Annotated in this window: 15 protein-coding genes; 9 read left to right on the top strand and 6 right to left on the bottom strand. The window is 53.6% G+C overall.

Features of this window, described 5'->3' with window-relative positions:
- Positions 1-78: 78 nt before the first annotated feature.
- The 3 genes from HUF19_RS00445 to gshA all read left to right on the top strand — a co-directional run bounded on the left by HUF19_RS00445 (position 79) and on the right by gshA (position 5,715).
- A complete protein-coding gene (locus HUF19_RS00445; RefSeq protein ID WP_260998010.1) occupies positions 79-1,590 on the top strand; it encodes an SPFH domain-containing protein in 1,512 nt (503 codons plus the stop codon).
- A gap of 89 nt (positions 1,591-1,679) precedes the next feature.
- Complete coding sequence (locus HUF19_RS00440; protein WP_260998009.1) at positions 1,680-4,019, top strand: Tex family protein; 2,340 nt, start codon at positions 1,680-1,682, stop codon at positions 4,017-4,019.
- Between the two features lie 127 nt (positions 4,020-4,146).
- Complete coding sequence (gene gshA / locus HUF19_RS00435; protein WP_260998008.1) at positions 4,147-5,715, top strand: glutamate--cysteine ligase; 1,569 nt, start codon at positions 4,147-4,149, stop codon at positions 5,713-5,715.
- 82 nt (positions 5,716-5,797) lie between these two features.
- Here gshA and HUF19_RS00430 read toward each other — a convergent pair whose 3' ends face one another.
- Entirely contained in the window at positions 5,798-6,232 is a 435-nt protein-coding gene (locus HUF19_RS00430; protein ID WP_260998007.1) for a flagellar basal body-associated FliL family protein, read from the bottom strand.
- A gap of 165 nt (positions 6,233-6,397) precedes the next feature.
- On the opposite strand from HUF19_RS00430, the gene HUF19_RS00425 reads away from it, so the two are divergent.
- From HUF19_RS00425 to HUF19_RS00415, 3 genes are all read left to right on the top strand, one after another.
- Complete coding sequence (locus HUF19_RS00425) at positions 6,398-6,928, top strand: disulfide bond formation protein B (RefSeq protein ID WP_260998006.1); 531 nt, start codon at positions 6,398-6,400, stop codon at positions 6,926-6,928.
- A gap of 163 nt (positions 6,929-7,091) precedes the next feature.
- Positions 7,092-7,565 carry a sigma D regulator gene (gene rsd, locus HUF19_RS00420; protein ID WP_260998005.1) on the top strand — a complete coding sequence of 158 codons (474 nt, stop codon included), beginning with the start codon at positions 7,092-7,094 and terminating at the stop codon, positions 7,563-7,565.
- Between the two features lie 98 nt (positions 7,566-7,663).
- Positions 7,664-8,632, top strand: coding sequence for a WD40 repeat domain-containing protein (locus HUF19_RS00415; protein ID WP_260998004.1), 969 nt, complete (start codon positions 7,664-7,666; stop codon positions 8,630-8,632).
- Positions 8,633-8,670: 38 nt separating this feature from the next.
- On the opposite strand, the gene HUF19_RS00410 is transcribed toward HUF19_RS00415, so the two are convergent.
- On the bottom strand, positions 8,671-9,111 hold the full coding sequence (locus HUF19_RS00410; protein WP_260998003.1) for a DUF4124 domain-containing protein: 441 nt from the start codon (positions 9,109-9,111) through the stop codon (positions 8,671-8,673).
- Positions 9,112-9,258: 147 nt separating this feature from the next.
- Here HUF19_RS00410 and HUF19_RS00405 point away from each other — a divergent pair, with 147 nt between their 5' ends.
- Both HUF19_RS00405 and HUF19_RS00400 read left to right on the top strand, forming a co-directional pair.
- Positions 9,259-10,002 carry a nucleotide-binding protein gene (locus HUF19_RS00405; protein ID WP_260998002.1) on the top strand — a complete coding sequence of 248 codons (744 nt, stop codon included), beginning with the start codon at positions 9,259-9,261 and terminating at the stop codon, positions 10,000-10,002.
- An 84-nt stretch (positions 10,003-10,086) separates the two neighbouring features.
- Complete coding sequence (locus tag HUF19_RS00400) at positions 10,087-11,184, top strand: hypothetical protein (RefSeq protein ID WP_260998001.1); 1,098 nt, start codon at positions 10,087-10,089, stop codon at positions 11,182-11,184.
- 28 nt (positions 11,185-11,212) lie between these two features.
- Here HUF19_RS00400 and HUF19_RS00395 read toward each other — a convergent pair whose 3' ends face one another.
- Positions 11,213-11,728, bottom strand: coding sequence for a TIGR02444 family protein (locus HUF19_RS00395; protein ID WP_260998000.1), 516 nt, complete (start codon positions 11,726-11,728; stop codon positions 11,213-11,215).
- Between the two features lie 26 nt (positions 11,729-11,754).
- Between HUF19_RS00395 and HUF19_RS00390 the strand changes: the two genes are divergently transcribed.
- A complete protein-coding gene (locus HUF19_RS00390) occupies positions 11,755-13,659 on the top strand; it encodes an ATP-binding cassette domain-containing protein (protein WP_260997999.1) in 1,905 nt (634 codons plus the stop codon).
- Between the two features lie 21 nt (positions 13,660-13,680).
- On the opposite strand, the gene HUF19_RS00385 is transcribed toward HUF19_RS00390, so the two are convergent.
- The 3 genes from HUF19_RS00385 to HUF19_RS00375 all read right to left on the bottom strand — a co-directional run bounded on the left by HUF19_RS00385 (position 13,681) and on the right by HUF19_RS00375 (position 20,575).
- Positions 13,681-15,744: an FG-GAP repeat protein gene (locus HUF19_RS00385; RefSeq protein ID WP_260997998.1), complete on the bottom strand. Its 2,064-nt coding sequence runs from the start codon at positions 15,742-15,744 to the stop codon at positions 13,681-13,683.
- Positions 15,745-16,050: 306 nt separating this feature from the next.
- Positions 16,051-18,549, bottom strand: a complete 2,499-nt coding sequence (locus tag HUF19_RS00380) for a heavy metal translocating P-type ATPase (RefSeq protein WP_260997997.1) — start codon at positions 18,547-18,549, stop codon at positions 16,051-16,053.
- Positions 18,550-18,682: 133 nt separating this feature from the next.
- The gene (locus HUF19_RS00375) at positions 18,683-20,575 is read right to left on the bottom strand and encodes a hypothetical protein (RefSeq protein WP_260997996.1); all 1,893 of its coding nucleotides are present in this window, start codon (positions 20,573-20,575) and stop codon (positions 18,683-18,685) included.
- Positions 20,576-20,621: the final 46 nt, after the last annotated feature.

The following is a 20,621-nucleotide window of genomic DNA, read 5'->3' as shown; positions in this document are numbered from 1 at the left end:
TGCGCATTGAGCTGACAGGCATCCGCCGTTAGACTCCGCCTTCCAAAATTCTGACAACTCTGAAAACAAGGAACTGTTATGGCCTTCTGGGGCATTCTTACTGGCATACTCTGTATTGCCGCTATTATCGCATTGGGTTTTTTCCGTGCTGCCCAGCACATGAAAGTTGAGCGTATGCGCAGTGAGCTGGAGTCTCAGGGCGTGGATGCTGAAGATATCAGCAGCCGACTTGACTCCATCACTTACGATATTCCCCAGCAGGTTGCGCCGTCGCTGGTAATTGCTGCGGTTATTTCTTTTGCGTTTGGCATGTTCAATCAGGTGTTTTTCTACGCTGAGCCCGGTTTTGTCTACCACGTGCGCACCATCACCGGTGAAGAAAAAGTAGTCTCAGACGTGGGCTACAACACTTACCTGTTCGGCCGTTATAACGCCTGGAAACGCTCGATGACGGTACAGGCCGTTGTCGGCAAACGCGAAGAACTGACAGCCGAGCGTGACGATGCCTTTGCCAGTGCGCTGCTGCCACCACTGAACATTATGTTCCTTGATCAGGTGGATGCTGATGCCGAAGCCACCGTGCGTTTTTCCATCCCGCAGGATCAGGAGAACTTCCTCAAACTCGCCCACGAATACCGTTCTCCGGAAAATCTGCTGCGCACCGCGCTGATTCCGGCCTTTAAAGAAACGCTGCAGTCCACCGCATCGCTGATGGGTGCTGAAGAATATTATTCCGGTGGCCGTTCCGGCTTTAACTCTGAATTTGAAAATCAGATGGCTAACGGGATTTATATCGTCAAACGGGAAGAGCAACTCAGCCGCAGCAACCGTAAACAAAAATCCTCTGCCAATGCCGCACTGGGCGAAGAGCAACAGGATTACGGCGACGAAACCAAAATCGAATTTGTGGTTATGAAACAAGTCGACGAAAACGGCATTCCAAAGCGCAAAGTGCAGAAGTTCACCAACTTCGGCATTACCGTACTGGATGCCCGCGTCACCGATATGCGCCCTAACAAGAAATTCGTTGAACGTATGCAGCTGAAGCAGAAAGCATCCGCCGACCGTGCGATTGCCCGCGAGCAGCGTATTCAGGAAGAAGAACAGCGCCTGCTGGCCATCGCTAAAGGTGAGCGCGAAGTGGCCGAGCGTCAGGCCAAAGCCAAGGTAGAACAGATTCAGCACACCACCGAAGCGGAAACTGAAAAACAGCTGGCCATTACCGGTGCCGAAAAGCTGAAAGAGCAGGCTGAAATTGCCAAAGAAACGGCCCAGATCGAACTGGAAAAAGCGCGCATCGAAGCCGAAACCCAGCGTACTCTGGCGGACGCTGAAGCTTATCAGAAGAAAGTGATTCTGCAGGCCGATAACGCCCTCGCACAGAAGCTGCAGGCCGAAGTTGAAATTCAGAAACTCTGGGCCGAAGCCTTTGCCAAACGTCAGGTGCCAACCAACGTCTTTGGTGGCAATGGCAGCGGCGGCGCACCGGTTGGCTCCGATGCCGAAACCAAAGCCTTTATGCAGATGCTGACCCTCGATGCCGCCAAGCGTCTGAATTACGACCGCGACATCACCAAAGCCAAGAAGTAAGTCATACTTTTTGCCGGGCTCAGCACATGAGCCCGGCCCACAAGTCCGTTATACTCCCCCCCGGTTTTATCGTTTCCCCTGAGAGTGTTATGAGTCACGAATCCATCGGTTCCCGTATTGCAGAAGAACTGGGCATCCGCCCACAACAGGTTGCAGCCGCAGTCGCGCTGCTGGATGAAGGTGCCACCGTGCCCTTTATTTCCCGTTACCGTAAAGAAGTCACCGGCTCGCTGGATGACACTCAGCTGCGTACGCTGGAAGAGCGCCTGCGCTACCTGCGCGAGATGGAAGACCGCCGCGCCTCAATCCTGAAAAGCATCGAAGAGCAGGGCAAACTGAGCGACGAGCTGAAAGGTGAGATCCTTAAAGCCGACACCAAAACCCGCCTCGAAGACCTGTATCTGCCGTACAAACCCAAGCGCCGCACCAAAGGCCAGATCGCCATCGAAGCCGGTCTGCAGCCACTGGCCGAATCTCTGCTGGCCGACCCGAACCTGGATCCGGAAGCGGAAGCCGCAAAATTCCTCAACAGCGAACAAGGCGTGGCCGACACCAAAGCCGCCTTAGACGGCGCCAAATACATTCTCATGGAGCGTTTCGCTGAAGACGCCAACCTGTTGGCCAGACTGCGCGACTTTATGCAGAAAGAAGCCACCCTGTCCGTGCGTGTTGTTCCTGGTCAGGAAGGTGCGGGTGCCAAATTCGCCGACTATTTCGAACACGACGAAGCACTGAAAAACGTACCCAGCCACCGTGCACTCGCCATTCTGCGTGGCCGCAACGAAGGCGTGCTGAGCTTCTCGCTGGTGACCGGCGACCCTGAAGACAAACTGGCCGCCAGCCCGTGCGAAGCCATGATCGCCGAACAGTTCGGCATCACAAATGAAAACCGCGCCGCCGACCGCTGGCTGGCCGAAGTGGTGAAATGGACCTGGCGCATTAAGCTGCTGACCCATCTCGAAACCGAACTGGTTGGTGATGTGCGTGAGCGCGCAGAAGAAGCGGCCATTAAGGTGTTCGCCGATAACCTCAAAGATCTGCTGCTGGCGGCACCGGCCGGGCGCAAAGCCACCATGGGCCTCGATCCGGGTCTGCGTACCGGGGTAAAAGTCGCCGTGGTCGATAACACCGGTAAAGTGGTGGATCACGCCACTATTTATCCGACGCCACCGCAGAATCGTCTGGCCGAATCGGCGGCGGTACTGAGCGCGCTGATTGCCAAACACAATGTCGAACTGATCTCCATCGGTAACGGTACCGGCTCACGTGAAACCGACAAGTTTGTGGGTGATATGATCAAAGCCCAGCCGGCACTGAAGCACGTGCAGAAAGTGATGGTGAACGAAGCCGGTGCTTCCGTTTACTCGGCGTCTGAACTGGCGGCGAAAGAATTCCCCGATCTGGATGTAACCATTCGTGGAGCGGTATCCATTGCCCGTCGTCTGCAGGACCCGCTGGCCGAGCTGGTGAAAATCGAACCGAAATCCATCGGTGTCGGTCAATATCAGCACGACGTCAACCAGAGCCAGCTGGCGCGCTCGCTGGACGCGGTAGTGGAAGACTGTGTGAACTCGGTCGGCGTCGATCTGAACACCGCTTCCGTACCGCTGCTGACCCGGGTATCCGGTCTGAACCCGACGCTGGCGTCCAACATCGTCGCCTTCCGCGATGCCAACGGTGCTTTCCAGTCGCGTAAAGACCTGCTGAAAGTACCGCGTCTGGGTGACAAAACCTTCGAACAGGCGGCCGGCTTCCTGCGTATTATGAACGGCAAAAACCCGCTCGACGCCTCCGCGGTGCACCCGGAGTCTTATCCGGTGGTGGAGAAAATCGCACACCAGTTCTCGCGTGATGTTGCCAGCCTGGTCGGCGATGGCGCGCTGCTGAAGTCGGTTAATGCTGCGCAATTTACCGACGATAAAGTCGGTGAGATTACCGTTAAAGATATTCTCAGCGAACTGCAGAAACCGGGCCGCGATCCGCGTCCGGAATTCAAATTCGCCGAATTCAAAGAGGGCGTGGAAGAGATCAAAGACCTGAAGCCGAACATGGTGCTCGAAGGGGTGATCACCAACGTCGCCGCCTTCGGTGCCTTCGTCGATATCGGCGTGCATCAGGATGGTCTGGTTCACATCTCGGCGCTGTCCGACACCTTCGTCAAAGACCCGCGCGATGTGGTGAAAGCCGGTGATATCGTCAAGGTTAAAGTGATGGAAGTGGACGTCGCGCGCAAGCGTATCGGTCTGTCCATGCGTATGAGCGACGATGCCAACGAACAGGCGGCGGGCCGTGTGGCGGGAGAGAAACCGCAACGCAACGGTCAACGGGCGAACGGTGCGCCAAACCGCAACAGCTTCGGCGATAAAGCCCAGGCTCAGGGGGCTATGGCCGGTGCCTTAGCCGCCGCCTTTGCCAAGGCGAAGAAGTAACACGGGTGTCAGGCCTCGGACTCAGCCTGCAACACTCTTAACCACCGGCAACAACAGCGTGATTGTATCGTTGTTGTTGCTTTTCCCCCTATAATCCGGCGATCTCCGTTTCTGCCCCGAGGCGACTTTGGCTAACTATCAACAAGCCCTGAATCTGTTCAGCGATCCGCAGCATCTTTCATTGCTGGCACGTTTACAGCGCGGTATCGAAAAAGAAGGCTTACGCTGCTCATCTCAGGGCATCATCAGCCAGAAACCGCATCCGCAAGGTCTGGGTTCGGCACTGACCCATCCGAGCATCACCACCGATTATTCGGAAGCCCTGCTGGAATTTATTACCCCGGTTTTCGCAAGCGCTCACGAAGCCCATGCTTATCTGAGCATTGCCCACCGTTTTGCTTACAAACAGCTGGACGGCGAGCTGATCTGGCCAAGCTCCATGCCCTGTATTCTGCAGGGTGAGATGAGCATTCCGATTGCCCATTACGGCAGTTCTAACCTCGGCCAGCTCAAGCATGTTTACCGCCATGGTCTGTGGCACCGTTACGGCCGCACCATGCAGACCATTTCCGGTATTCACTACAATTTCTCGCTGCCGGCGGAAATCTGGCCGCTGCTGCAGGCCAATGATGAACGCGGCGATCAATACAGCCCGCAGAGTTATATCTCGGCGCGTTATTTTGGTCTGATCCGTAATTTCCGTCGCTATTCATGGCTGCTGATGTACCTGTTCGGCGCCTCCCCGGCGGTGTGCGCCAGCTTCCTCGCCGGACGTGATCACAAGCTCGACCGCCTCAATGAGCACAGCCTGTATGCGCCTTATGCAACATCATTGCGCATGAGCGATCTGGGTTATCAGAACAATGCCCAGTCAGATCTGATGGTGTGCCACAACACCGTCGACAGCTATATCAAAACCCTTGGCAAAGCGATCGGCGCACCGGTTCAGGCTTACGAAGAGATTGGCCTGCAGGATGAGCACGGTCACTATAAGCAGCTGAACACCAACCTGCTGCAGATCGAAAATGAGTACTACAGCGATATCCGTCCGAAGCGCGTTGCCCGCCATGGTGAAAAACCGCTGCAGGCGCTGGATAAATACGGCGTTGAATACATCGAAGTGCGCTGCACCGATGTGAACCCTTTTATGCCGCTGGGTATCGATGTGCCGCAGATGCAGTTTATGGATCTGTTCCTGACCTGGTGTCTGCTGCAGCCAAGTCCGGATATCGACGAAGACGAATACTGGCGCATCAAACGCAACCAGCAAAAAACCGTGATGGAAGGCCGTCGTCCGGGCCTGATGCTGGAACAGGGCAACAACGATATCAGCCTGCAGCAATGGGGCATGACCATACTCGACGAGATGAAAGAGCTGGCCACTATGATGGACCGCGCCAGCGGTGAAACTTTCCATATCGACACCCTCGGACAACAGCGTCTTAAGCTGGCCGACAGCCGCCTGACGCCGTCAGCGCAGGTGCTGCTGCAATTGCAGGAAAGTGGTCTGGAGTTTGCCGAGCTGACCCTGCAGCAGGCCGAACGTCACCGCAAAACCCTGAGCGAAAACCTTGGCCCACAGGTCTACCAGCAATGGCAACAAATGGCGCGCGACTCGCTGACGGCACAGGAAGAACTGGAGCAGTCAGACAACCAGCCGTTTGCCGAATATTTAGCGCATTACCTGCAGCGCTGAGCTGAGCAGCGGACAATAAAAAGGGAGGCATTGCCTCCCTTTTTAATTTTTACGGTGAATTCTGCACCGTTAATTCGTGCTCTTAATTCTGTACGACGAAATTACTGAAATATAAATCGTCGATCAGTGGTGTGCCTTCCAGTTTAACCATCAGCGCCCGCACTTCATCCAGTGCAACTTTACGCAATGACTCGCGCCCCTGTGAGCTGTTCATGGTTTCTGATTCCTGCGCACTCAGCAGCATCACCAGATTATTGCGGATATAAGGCTTATGCTGGCTGACCGCCGCTGCCGCTTCGTTACCGGAAACCTTCAGTGCAATTTCAGTACGCAGATATTTCATCCGCCCGGTACTGCCATAATTCACCACAAATGCCGGTTCCAGATGAATATATTTGGTTTGATTGGCTATCGGCGCGTCTTCGGCCTGAGCAACCATGCTCGCACCTGCTGTCGCCACCAGCAGACTCAGCATCAGTCCCGTTGCTGACATTAACTTCCAAAACCTGCGGAACATACCGCCACTCCTCCTGACTAATTTGAGCCCGTTAATTCTGATTTAACAGCCCCTGATCCGGCCGCTTCGGCTGCCGCCCTATTGATCTTAGACCAGATCCTCCGGATTGTGGCTGTGTTAGACTGCAACCAAACCAGGCGAGAAGCGCCGGATCGTGGAATTTTTATGAAAACATTTCTTAAATCTCTGTCATTACATCACGGCTATCTGGCCGGTTTTCTGTCCTGCGCTGCACTGCTCGCCGCGGCTTATTACTTTGAATACGCGCTCTATCTTGAGCCCTGCCCGCTGTGCATGGTGCAGCGACTGGCAACGCTCGCGATCGGGCTGGGTTTTCTCGCTGCTTTTATTGCCCGTCAGCGGGGCGACAGGCCAGCCAGCTGGGCATTACGTGCTGCATTAATATTCACGCTCCTGTCGGCTATCGGCGGGGTCTGGATCGCCGATCACCACGTCTGGCTGCAGAACCTGCCACCGGAAGAAGTTCCGGCCTGTGGTCCGGGCTTCGACTATCTGATCGAAACCCTGCCACTGAGCGAACTTATCGGTGTCATGCTGCGCGGTAACGGTAACTGCGCCGATGTGTCCTGGAGTTTTATCGGCCTGAGCATGCCGGAGTGGACCCGTTTGTGGTTCCTGGGCTACGCCCTTGCCGCCGCTTTTGCCCTGTTCCGGGTCTGGCCCCGCCAGCGCTGAGTCGCATCGCCGAAGGCAAGCAGAAAACCTTGATTTCACAAGGCGCAAAAGCGAAAAAAGCTGCTTGCCTCGCCCTTTTTGCCCGGCCTATAGTGTCTGCATACCTTCAGAACAATAATGCTGCGACCCGGAACACCAACGCAGGGTCGCCAAGGAGAAGAAGATGCTGGAAGGCTGCAAAACTGCACAGGAACGCTGGGGCGGCGTTCACAAACTGATTGATGGCTGGCTTAACAGTCGTCAGGAACTCATCGTTCTGTTCTGCAATCTGTCAGCCAGCAAACCGCTGTCAGCGGAACAACCGCTGGGGCCGGGCATTCAGCGCTTCTGTCAGAGCATGATGGATTACTGCTCTGCCGGTCATTTTGAAATTTACGAACAGCTGATCAACGAAGCGAAAGAATACGATGATGGTGGCCTGGAGCTGGCTTCCACCCTGGTTCCCAAACTCGATGAACTGACCGGACGCTGTGTCGATTTTAATGATACCTACGACCAGCATTGCACCTTTGAAGAACTGGCCCAGCTGCCAAAAGATTTATCGGCAATCGGTGAAATTCTGGAAGAACGCTTTGAACTGGAAGATCAGTTAATCGAACGCCTGCACACCATTCACCGCGAACTCGTTACCGGTTAGCCAATACCCCCTCAGCGTCGGCTCCTGCTCCCGCAGGAGCCACACAATTCTGCCAGAGCAACTACACTGATACAGAATTTATCTGCAACGGATTTGTCATGGCTCTGTCTGTACAGCATTTTTCTGCTGTTTTATTCCTCCCCCTGACCCTGCTGCTGAGCGCCTGTGACAGTGGCGACACACCTGCCGATATTCGCGAAGTTGCCCGGCAAGGTGCTTACTCCATGAACTTTTCTGCCAGCGGAGACGAATTGCTGGTCGGCAGTCTGCATCATGGTGGCAGCCTGTGGAGCACCAGTCCGGCCGAACGTCTGATCGACTGGAATCACAAAGCCGAAGGCTACAGCAATATCACCAACGGTGCGTTCTCACCGGAAGGTAACTTTGTTGCCACCACCGATAACCGCACCATCGTGCTCTGGGCACGCGACAGCGGCGAAGCCGTGTGGTTCTGGAACTCTCCCGGCGATATCGCCGACATCGCCCTGACCAGTAATGGCGGCTATGCACTGCTGGCGATGAATGATTACACCGCCACATTATTTGATATTAAAAACGGAGGGATCCGTCTGCGTCTCGCGCATGACGGCACGGTGTACGATGTCAGTATCAGCGACAACAGCCTGCTCGCTGCCAGCGCCAGCGACGACCTGAACGCCCGTATCTGGAATCTGGAGAACGGTAAATTACTGCACCAGCTTAAACACAATAATCAGGTAAAAACCGCTCAGCTCTCAGCCGATGGTCGCTTATTGTTTACCTCGGCCTTAAACGAGAGCGGAAAAATATGGGATGCGGCTTCCGGACGTCTGCTGCAACAGATTGGCCGCACCCGTGGGCATTACAGTGCCGCGCGTTTTTCTGCCAATAACAGCCAACTGTTAACCGGTAACAGCTCAGGCCAGATCGAGCTGTGGGATACCGCCTCAGGCGAACGCAGCAGAATCTGGCGCGCCAGTCCGCGTGATACCTGGGTAAGCAATAATGTGCTGGTTGAAGACGTCGCTTTTCACAACGGCGAATGGCTGGCCGCAGGCTCGAATGGCCTGCTGTATTTTCTGCGCTGACGCTCTTTCCTTTGCGCTGAATATTCTGAGCAACCTGTTCAGCGCGCCTGATCAATCTCTTTTTTATGCTGGTCGACCAGCGACTGAACATTGCTGGCATCCTCCAGCAGTTTGGGAATATCCGCCGGATTCACTGTCATCGGCAAGCCGGGCAGCGTTAACGCAGGCTCCTGCTGTGTTTTATTCTCCGTACTGTCTGCGCCCTCTTTGCCAGTCAGCTTAACGCTCTGAACCACATTAGCCGCGGTATCAATATCCACAGCCTGCGCCGTTACCCCCTCGGGAATGTCATCACCAAAATGCCAGACGCCACTCTTATCCTGCCATTTATAGTATGTCTGCCGGGTATCTTCGCTGGAAAGTAGTCCATCTGTCTGTTCAAACGACAACAGTGGTTTGCCATCCGGCCCCTTAATAAAATAAGGTGCTGCAATGGCCAGCAGCAGAAACACGAGTGCAAATGCTATTTTGCTTTTCATTTTTTCATCCTTGTGATTCATTCCTCGGCCAGAGATTATAACCTATGCTACAAATGCGCTGGGCAAAGAGCGCCCGAATCACGATCGGCACACCCGGAATAGTCTGAGTTCCATTGCATCATAATCCGGGAAAACAGGGATATTTAAGTGACAGAAACACTAACGCCACAAGATGCTCCGGCAACCGTCCGGGTTGTCAGTCGTGCAGCTCCTGTTCGCATTATGGTTGCGAACGCCAAGGGCGGCTGTGGCAAAACCACCATGGCAACCAATCTGGCCAGCTACTTTTCCCGTTTGGGCGAAGTCACGGCATTGATTGATTACGACCCGCAGGGGTCTTCCATGGACTGGTTGCAGGCACGCGACCAGCACTTGCCGAGAATCAGCGGTGTTGCAGCCTATCAGCGACATACCCCCAGTGCTTCGACCCGTACCTGGAGTCTGCGCGTGCCATCGGATACCAGCCGTATCGTTCTTGATACTCCGGCGGGGCTTGCCGGCAACGAATTATCCGATCTTATTCAGCAATCTGACATGATCGTAATTCCTGTGATCCCATCGGCTATCGATATCCGTGCTGCTACCGGTTTTATCCGCGATGTTCTTCTCTCCCGTGCCTATCGTATTAACCCCAAGCCTATTGCTGTGGTCGCCAACCGGGTACGGAAAAATACGCTGATTTATGCCAAGCTCGAACGTTTTCTTAACAGCCTGCAAATTCCATTTATCGCCGCTCTGCGTGATACGCAGTTTTATGTCCGTGCCAGTGAGCATGGACTGGGACTGGTCGACTTTGATCAGCAGGATTCAAAAGACGAAAAAGAATGGCAGCCTTTGCTGCAATGGTTGAGTAATACCATTGAAAATATTCGTCCCCAGAGCGATAAATAAAAATAAATTCATCTAAAATAAATAGATGAATTTATTTCATTTCGTATAATGCACCGACGATCAAACTCCAACGAGGAATTGCATATGGCCGCCCGCAAAAAAGCACCAGCTAAAAAAGCCGCTCAACCCAAAGCAAAAACTGCAGTAAAAACAGCAGCTAAAGCTGTTGTTAAGAAAGCAGCAGTTAAAAAACCTGTTGCCAAAAAAGTTGTAGCGAAGAAGCCGGTAGCGAAAAAAGCGGCGGTTAAAAAAGTCGTTGCGAAAGCAACCGCTCTGAGCGCAGTACAGCAACTGGAAAAAGATATCGCTGCGCTGCAGGCCAAACTGGCCACTGCCCGCGCCAAAGAACTGAGCGATGCAGAGAAGGCAGTAGCCAAAGCAACAGCCACTCAGACCAAAGCCAATGAAAAACTGGCCAAAGCTAATGCAGCACGCAAAACTGTTGCTGAGAAAGTAAAAGCCAAGAAAACCCCTGCCGGTGTGCGCCAGCTGGAAACTGCGCGCGGCCGTGTAGAAGCTGCTAAAACTGAAGCTGCAGCTGCCAAAGAAGCAGCGGTTGCTGCTAAAGCAGCACTGGCCACCCTGACTCTGGAAGCAAAATCACGCGCGGCTCTGGACAAAGTGATCGCTGATTTTGAAAAAGCTCAGGCCAAACTGGCAACCAAGGCACCGGCCAAAAAGAAAGCCGTCGCCCGTAAGCCTGCCGTGAAAAAAGCCGTTGCTGCTCAGCCAGCTGCTCCTGCTGCTGCCGAAAAACCAGCGGCTGCCAAAAAAGCTCCGGCTAAGAAAGCCGCTGCCAAGCCTGCCGCCAAGAAAACAACTGCTGCTAAACCTGCAACCAAAGCCGCTGCTAAACCTGCAGCCGCCAAACCAGCGGTTAAGAAAGCGGCCGCCAAGCCTGCTGCTAAAAAACCTGTTGCGAAAAAGCCAGCCGCTAAACCAGCAGCTCCTGTCGCCGCTGCTGCTGAAGCAGAAGTGAAAGACGTTGCCGTTGAAGCCGCAAAGGTTGAAGCACCGGTTGTTGCAGCGCCTGTTGTTGAAAAAGCTGAAACACCCGTCGTTGAAAACGCAAAGGCTGAAGCACCTGTAGCAGAAGCACCAGCAGCACCAGTAGCCGAAGCTCCTGCTACTGAAACTCCGGCTGAAGACAGCGACAAGTCCAGCCTGTTCGGTAATAACTAAGCCGCGGCATTGTCATTATCTGGCGGAGTTACTCCGCCAGTAATAACAGCTGTTGTAAAAGAGGCCCACGGGCCTCTTTTTTTTGCGCTGTCACTGCGCCGTTATTGGCCACTGTAATGCTCTGCAGCAACGCCAGATTAGCCGCGCAACAATCTTCCTGTTCTGTCTGTGCCTGCTGTTGCAGCCAGGTGAATATCAGCCGTATACCTTCCTGTTCCGCCTGCAATTCACTTTGCAGTAATTGCTTACGTAATACTGCCTGCTGCGAGCGCAGCGGTTCGGCATTTAAGTGTGAACGTGCCTGCCGTATTGGCAGAATCACCTGCTGACGCCAGCTGAAATAGGTACCAGCACCACTCAGATCCGGCGGTAGCAGACGCCGCTGTTTCCCCAGCCAAACAGCCGTCAGCAGCAACAGCACATCCATACCGGTATCGTTCTGCAGGCTCAGCAACGTCTGTTGCACTCCGGGGCGTGCATAAAATGTCAGGGCAAACTCCCACAGTGGGTTATCGCCGCTTTCTGTGGCAAACTGCGCCGCCATTGCCGTCACCTTTAATTAGCCAAGTTATGATCGAATTTAATCAGGTTTCCCTGCAGCGCGGAACGCAAACTCTGCTCAAAGACTGCCAGCTGCGTATTCATGATGGGCAGAAAATGGCGTTGATCGGTCCTAATGGTGCCGGTAAATCCAGTCTGTTCGCCCTGCTGAACGGTGAGCTGCAGGTGGACGGTGGCGATCTGTACATTCCGCCAAAGTGGCGCATTGCCCATATGCGTCAGGAAGTGGAAGCCAGCGAGCGCAGTGCGCTGGATTACGCGATGGACGGCGATGCCATTTACCGCCGCATCGAGCACGGCATTGCCAACGCTCAGAACGATAACGATCTGACCCACTGGCTGGATCAGATGGATCAGCACCAGGGTTACAGCGTGCCGGTAAAAGCCGAGCAGCTGCTGCACGGCCTGGGCTTCAGCAAAGAAGAATTACAGCGTCCGGTTAAAAGCTTTTCCGGTGGCTGGCGTATCCGCCTGAATCTGGCGCAGGCGCTGATGATGCCGTCCGATTTACTGCTGCTCGACGAACCAACCAACCACCTGGATCTCGAAGCAACCCTGTGGCTTGAGCAGTGGCTGAAAAATTATCCCGGCACACTGTTATTTATTTCCCATGACCGCGATTTTATCGACGGTGTGGCCAACAATATTGTTCACCTGCATCAGCAGACGCTGACGCTCTATCCGGGCAATTACAGCGCCTACGAACGTATTCGTGCGGAAAAACTCGCGCAGCAGCAAACGCTGTTTGAAAAACAACAGGTACGCGTGGCCGAGATCGAACAGTTCGTTGCCCGCTTCCGCGCCAAGGCCAGTAAGGCCAAACAGGCACAGAGCCGCTTAAAAGAATTACAGCGTATGGAGCTGATTGCGCCGGCGCATGTGGATTCACCTTTCCGCTTTGAATTTCCGTGCTACGAAAAAATGTCGGCACCACTGCTGGCCATTGATCATGCTGCACTGGGTTATGCTGGCAAAACCATTCTGCCCGATGTGCGCCTGTCGATTGTACCGGGTCATCGCGTCGGTCTGCTCGGCCCTAACGGCGCGGGTAAATCAACGCTGCTGAAAACCCTGTGTAACGAAATTGCCATGCTCAGCGGTGAACGCTCCGAAGGGGAACATCTGCGCATTGGTTACTACGCTCAGCACCAGCTGGAATCGCTGGATGTAAAAGCCTCCGGCGCACTAATATTGCAGCGTTTAAAACCGAAAGCATCCGACCAGGAGATCCGTAATTTCCTCGGCGGTTTTGGTTTTCATGGTGATAAAGCTCTGGAAGTGATCGAGCCCTTTTCCGGTGGTGAAAAAGCCCGCATGGCGCTGGCCTGTGTCGCCTGGATGAAACCCAACCTGCTGATTCTGGATGAGCCGACCAACCATCTGGATATCGAAATGCGCGAAGCCTTAACGCTGGCGCTGCAGAATTTCCCCGGTGCAATTTTAATTGTCAGCCACGACCGTCACTTATTAAAAGCAACCGTCGATGAATACTGGCTGGTCGATAACGGCAAAGTGCAGGAGTTTGATGGCGACCTCGACGATTACCATCACTATCTGCAACAGCGGGAAGAAATGCCTGCCGATGGTAGCGACGGTACAGTGACACCTGCAGCCAGCGCTGTGGCCAACGTGCCACAGGCAGATCGCAAAGAGCAGAAACGTCTCGATGCCGAAAAACGCCAGCGCCTGGCTCCCCTGCGCAAGCAACAGCAGGCAGCGGAAAAGCAGATGGAGAAATTCCAGACCCAGCTCAGTGCGGTCGAAGAAAAATTATCCGACACAGGTCTGTACGATGCCGGGCGCAAAGCAGAGCTTAATCAGTTACTGCAGGAGCAGGGCAAACTGAAAAGTGCGCTGGAAGACATTGAAATGGAATGGATGGAATTAACCGAACAGCTGGAGCAGGCGGAATAATATCCGCCTGCCATGCCCGCATTAATACAAATATACAGCACCGGCATTTGTCAGCGTGTTATCACTCTGATCACCACCAATTCCCCTGGATGCTGATTTTTCTCTTTTGGCCCCAACCGCCAGCATTGAGCCGTCAGCACTCAGCGCTATTCCTGAGCCAAACTCATCCCACTCATCCGTATTGGACGCTTTAACATAAGCCTGCTGTAACCACTCGCCATCATTCCAGTGAAAGAGATAAACAGCACCACTGCGTTCAGCATTATTATCACTTTGATCACCGTTAATTCCTGTCGCACCGCTATCTTCTCTCGCCTGGACAGCGATGGTTCGTCCATCTGAGGATATTTGACCTACGGCGCCTAAGGAGTCAAAGCCTTCAGGGTTCGATGCTTTCAGATAAGCCTGTTGCGCCCAATCAGTCCCTGTGCGCACAAAGACATAAGCTGCACCAGAGTTCAGTACCGAATTATCCGATTCAACGCCATTAACACCGCTCACTCCGCCATCTTCACGAAGCGCCGTTGCCAACAGAGTATTGCCGTCTGCTGATAACGATACCGCTTCCCCTATATCGTCACCACTATCAGTATAAGCCCCTTTTATATACGCCTGTTGCGCCCAATTATTATCACTGAACGCATACACATAGACTGCGCCGGCAGAATAATATTGATCTGAATGGGGGCTCTGGTCACCATTAATTCCAACCGAACCACCACTTTCATTAGGAGCACCGATTGCGATGGTTAATGCATCGGCAGAAATACTGACTGACGTGCCATACTGATCGCCGTTACCGGTATTCGATGCTTTTAAATAAGCCTGTTGCTGCCAACCGTTATTCCCGCGACTGAATACATAAGCCGCTCCCGAAGACTGCACGTCATTGTTCGCACCATCACCGTTAATGCCCATTGCGTTGCTGTCTTCGCCAGGCGCACCAACCACCAGTACGTTACCAGCAGCAGACAACTCCAGCGACTGACCAAAGTGATCGTATTCACCAACATCAGCTGCTTTCAGATAGCCCTGTTGCTGCCAACCGCTGTCGTTACGGGTGAAAATATACACAGCACCTGAATAAGGCATATCATTGTTATTCTGATCACCATTAACTCCTGTGCTACTGCTGCTTTCTCCAGGAGCCCCAACAGCCAGCGTATTGCCATCGGCAGACAGTCCCAGCGAAGAACCAAAGTAATCACTTATGTCACTGTTCGAGGATTTAATGTAAGCCTTCTGAACCCAGCGACCAGACTCCTGACCAAAGATATAAACCGCCCCCGATCTTATGCTATCGGTATTATTCTGATCACCGTTAATACCGCGGGCGCTGCTGCTTTCACTGTCAGCAGCAACGACTAAAGTCGTCCCATCTGCTGACAGCGCAAGCACAGCCCCGAATTCATGCTTCGTATCGGTGTTTGATGCTTTGATGTAGCCGATAGCCTGGTTTACATCAGGAAATGACAGGGCAGACATTGTGCATCCTCCGCCATTACAGGCCTCCAGCAGATAGCTGGCCCCCATCCGCTGATGCAAAGAGACAGTGTGCTCAAAATGAGTGTCGGTAATCTCAGCCCCAACCTGCACATAACCGGATTGCTCATCAACGCTTTCATAAAGGCGGTAATAGCTGGCATTTGCCACCGGCTGCCAGTTGTACCTGAAAGTTTTCTGACCATATTCAAGAGTGAGTTCAGGCACTGTGTCTGGTTTAACGTCCGTACAACTGACCAGAACCGGTACGCTGTCAGCACCAATCACACCACTGCCATTACTGACCTGGCAGTTCTGCTGTAACTGCTGCGGCTGCTGCAGGACCGTCACGCTATAGCTACTGCCAATGTTATGCATTGTGGCAAAGCGGAAATTACCATCCGCGCTAATCGCAAGGTCATCACCATTATTATTCTGCAAAATCAGGCCAGTGCCATTCAGTCCTGCGACAATACCGGTAATTGGCAGCCGATCGGTGCCCCCCGAACCTCCACTGCCACCACAGGCAGCCAGTAAAGAAACCAATAAAAATACCGCTGCCTTACGGTAATGAGACAGTGATAAAAGCGATAAATCATTCATTACAAACCCCTTTTCGACGAATATTCGATAGGGTGATATCTGCTTGCTCAGGCCATAAAATTCATAACGCCTGATCCAAAAAAAATGTCAGCCCAGCAAATAACGATACGGATCAAAGATGCCGGGAGCATTACCCAAAAGAGTAGATTTCACAGTGATAAGCGCAAAAAGCGCTCTGCCGTACCGATACTGATCACCGCGCAGAAATATAAGGCGGACAGTATCCGCTAAGAAAAAGTGGGGATTAAGAAAAGAAACTGAGCAAGCGGAGTAATGCTCCGCCTGCGTTTTAACCACAAAGACTCTTCAGCCAAGCACCGCTTTAAAACGCTTCAGCCGCAGCGCATTACTCAGCACAAATACGCTCGACATCGCCATTGCCCCCGCCGCCAGCATCGGCGACAGCAGCACACCATAAGCCGGATACAACGCACCGGCTGCCAGTGGAATCAGCAGGGCGTTATAGGCAAATGCCCAGAACAGGTTCTGGCGGATATTACGCAGTGTCGCCTGACTGATGGCCAGTGCATTCGGCACCGCCCGCAAATCGCCGTTCATCAGCACCACATCGGCCGCTTCAATGGCGATATCGGTACCCGTGCCAATGGCTAAGCCAACATCTGCTTCGGCCAGTGCCGGCGCATCGTTAATACCGTCACCGACAAAAGCCAGTGCACCGTAACGGGCGCGCAACGTTTTCAGCGCTTCTACTTTGCCTTCCGGCATTACACCGGCAACCACTTCATCGATACCGAGCTGAGCAGCAATCGCCTGCGCGGTGCGTTCGTTATCGCCGGTAATCATCGCCACTTTTAAGCCCAAATCATGCAGAGCATTAATCGCCGCGGGGGTGGTGTCTTTAACAGGATCAGCCACCGCAATGACTGCCGCTAATTGCCCGTCGATGGCAGCGTACAACGGGCTCTTACCCGCCGCGGCCAGCGCCGCACTCTGCGCCGCTAGAGGCCGTAATTCTGCGCTCATTAAATCCAGCCCGAGCTGCTGCATAAAGCGGTCGGCGCCTATTTCAACACGCTTGCCATCGACCAGCGCACGGATACCCAGACCGGGAAGCGCGCTGAATTCCTGCGGCTCACTCAGTGTCAGCGAACGCTCTCTGGCGGCGCGTACAATAGCTTCGGCCAGCGGATGTTCAGAATGCTGTTCGGCGGCGGCGACTAATGCCAGCAGACTGTCTTCTTCAAAACCCGGCTGACAGATCAAATTGGTCAGCTCCGGCTGGCCTTTGGTTAACGTACCGGTTTTATCCAGCGCAACGATTTTGCTGTCACGCAGGCTCTGCAGCGCATCGCCACGGCGGAACAGAATACCCAGTGCCGCAGCCCGCCCGGTGCCGACCATGATGGAGGTTGGCGTCGCCAGCCCCATGGCGCAGGGGCAGGCAATAATCAGCACGGCAACGGCATTAATCAGGGCAAAACTCAGCGCCGGTTGCGGGCCGAACAGCAGCCAGACCACAAAGGTCAGTGCGGCAATGGCCATCACCAGCGGTACAAAGATGGCGGTGACTTTATCGACCAGTGCCTGAATCGGCAGCTTCGCGCCCTGCGCCTGCTCCACCATGCGGATAATCTGTGACAACAATGTATCGCCACCCACTTTTGCCGCGCGGAACGTCAGCGCGCCATTTTTATTCACCGTGCCGCCTACGACTTCATCTCCGGGAGCTTTCGCCACTGGTAACGGCTCACCAGTGAGCATGGATTCATCGACATAGGATTCGCCTTCCAGCACCTCGCCATCGGTGGCAATACGTTCACCGGGACGCACCACCAGCACATCACCCACCTGAATATCCGCCAGTTCAACATCCACCAGCTCTGTTCCGCGTTTGACCCGTGCAGTTTTTACCTGCAGACCCAGCAGGTGCTGAATAGCTTCGCCGGTACGGCCTTTGGCGCGCGCTTCGAGTAAGCGCCCCAGCAGAATCAGGGTAACGATCACCGCCGCCGCCTCAAAATACACATGGCGCGTACCTTGCGGCAGCCACTGTCCGGCAAAGGTCGCCACCAGCGAAAAGCCCCAGGCTGACAAACTGCCCAGCGCCACCAGCGAGTTCATATCCGGTGCGCGACGCCATAACGCCGGCAGACCCTTACTGAGAAAACGCCGGCCGGGGCCAAACAACACCAGCGTGGTCAGCACTAACTGGATGCCCCAGTTCATTGACTGGCCCAGAGTCTCTGCCAGCCACTGCTGCATGCCCGGTATAATGTGTGCGCCCATTTCCAACACAAACACCGGCAATGTCAGCCCGGCGGCCAGCCAGAAATCACGCTGTAACTGCTGCTGTTCCTGTTCGCGCCGGGCGTTGTCATCATCACGCTCGGCCGCCAGAGGTGCGGCATCGTAACCTGTGCTGCGGACTGCTTTGATTAGCGCTGCCGCATCCAGATTACCGGCCAGTACTTCCACCGTGGCGGTTTCTGCAGCCAGATTCACCTGCGCGCTGAGCACACCGGGCAAACCGAGCAGGGCTTTTTCTACTTTACCGACACAGGATGCGCAGCTCATACCGATCACCGACAGCTGATACTGCTCAGTGCGGGTTTCATAGCCGCAGTTTTTAACGGTTTGCAGCAGCGCCTGTATTTGCCCATCGGCTGCCAGAGTCACTTCGGCTTTTTCACTGGCCAGATTGACACTGGCGGCGCTGACACCCGGCGTCGCCAGTAAGGCCTGTTCGACACGGCGCACACAGGAGGCGCAGCTCATGCCGATCACCGGCAATTGCAGCACGGCAGCAGAATCATCAGGGATGGGAATAGAAGTAGATTGAGTCATCGTTCTGTCCTGTCAGGGAAGCAATGACTGCATTGTGAACCTTACCATGGCGGTAAGGTCAAGCTGCGCTACCGACACGGAAGAGCAGCTATAAAAAAGCAGACCGAAGTCTGCTTTTTTATTCGTTCACTGTTCAGTGCAGCCGGTGACCTTCAGCGCGCTGCTGCTTGCCCCGCAACTGCCCCGACAACAGTGACGTAAACACTAAAGGTAACAGCAGCAGATTCAGCCACCAGAAACTGCCGCCGGACGAACCACCCGATGAGCTGCCGCCTGATGGATTTTCAGTCGGCACTTCTGGAGTTTCCGGCTCTCCGCTATCAATGGTCGCGACACCATAACGATAATATTTGTTCCCATCTCTCCACGACAGGCCACCCTGCTCACGGAAGCTATTATTACCGGCCAGCGCCATAAAACGCGTATCTCTGCTGTCCAGTCCTTCCAGCCGGAAGCTGGCAAAGTCGGTAGTTGATACATCGGCGTAGCCCAGAATATAGAAGGAACCTGAAGATAAGCCCGAAGGAATAAGGAATGAAAACCTGATATAGAACCTGTCTCCGGCAACGCTGATATATTCCGGTTCGATCACAACACCCTCTGGCATATTCCAGTCACCATCAAACAATAAACTACTGCTTACAGTGCTCCAGTTTTCCCCACCATCGCGCGACAGATAAAATTCCTGAGTCTCAATTGAAGAAACCAACAGCACAGAATCATTGATCAGCACTTCACCAACTTCTTCGTAGGTGTCCAACCACTCTCCCGGAACCGTTTTCCATGTCCAGTCCACGCCATTGTCGGTATAACCATAAATCACTTCGTCCCAGTAGTAATCATACTCACCGCTATAACCATACAGGCCTGCGACATGCAGTCTTCCGTTGCTGCTCTGATGATATTCATACAATAAAAATCCTGCGGTTTCGCCTGTTGGCGGAGTATCCACCGGGAAAGGGGCTATTTCCGTCCAGCTTGCCTCACCGACGGCTTTAATAAAAAACTCGGTGTCATAAAGTTCACCATCGGCCATATACAGCATGTTGCCATTGGCAAATGAAACATATCTGGCATAAAAATCTTCAGGACCAGCTCCGCTGTAAGACCAGCTCTGAAAATCTGACGATGAATAAAAATCGCTGGTACTGAAATCACCACTGACGGCCAGATATTCGCCGGTGACGGCATTATGATAAAGACCGGTCAGTTCCATATCCCCGGATAACACGATGTTTGCACCAGCCTGCCAGGTTTGCAGATCCGTGGAATAGCTGATGTATACCGTTCCCTGTTCAGGACTGCCCTCTTCGGCCTGAGTAAGCGAGATATATTTACCGTTCAGGTAATAGAGTTCATGGGTATAGGGTGCATCGGTAATCGGGGTGATGCCGTTTTCATCCATACGCAATATCGCTGCAGCAGAAGACTCCGCATCAGGCTCCCGGCGTAAAAAGTAATACGCGTCTCCGACCAGCACAGGTTCAGAATACGTGGCGTTCTCCGGCAAATCTTCCAGCGGCATCCAGTGGTCTGCCACATAAGCATCCTGCAGCAAACGGTGTGTGCTGATTTGCCTTGGATAAGGCATACCAAGGTAATCGCTGTCATTGAAACCCAGCGTGGTAAAAACCTGCATATCAGCAACGTCCGGACTGAATGTAAAACTGATATTTGCTGCTTCGTTTGCAATATACGTGCGCTCGGTATCGCTGAAGCATGTCCAGTCAAAACCGCTATAACTCCAGTTATTGTTCATTGCCGCAGTGGCATCGGTATCGACGCTTAATGACTCAGAAAAAATAGCCTCACTCGCTGTGCCGGATGCGAGTGTATTAAGTTCGTTATCCCATGTTACGGGTAAAGCAATACAGGCGGATATTGCCTGGGTACCAGCGGAATAAATTTTTATATCGCGCTCGACGGTTACGCTGCCATCTTCTGCATGATAATAGGTATAGGAGTTTGCATGCCCCTGAGCTGCCGCTGTCAGCGCTATCGCGGCGACAATGATTTTTGCCTTCATATTTTCTCCCTGAGCAACACGGGCATAGGCCCTGCCGTAATTCAAA

This window comes from Thalassolituus hydrocarboniclasticus, from assembly GCF_025345565.1.
GTDB classification, from domain to species: domain Bacteria; phylum Pseudomonadota; class Gammaproteobacteria; order Pseudomonadales; family Oceanobacteraceae; genus Venatoribacter; species Venatoribacter hydrocarboniclasticus.
The sequence above is the reverse complement of the archived record's forward strand: the minus strand, read 5'-3'. Positions and strand labels throughout refer to the sequence as shown.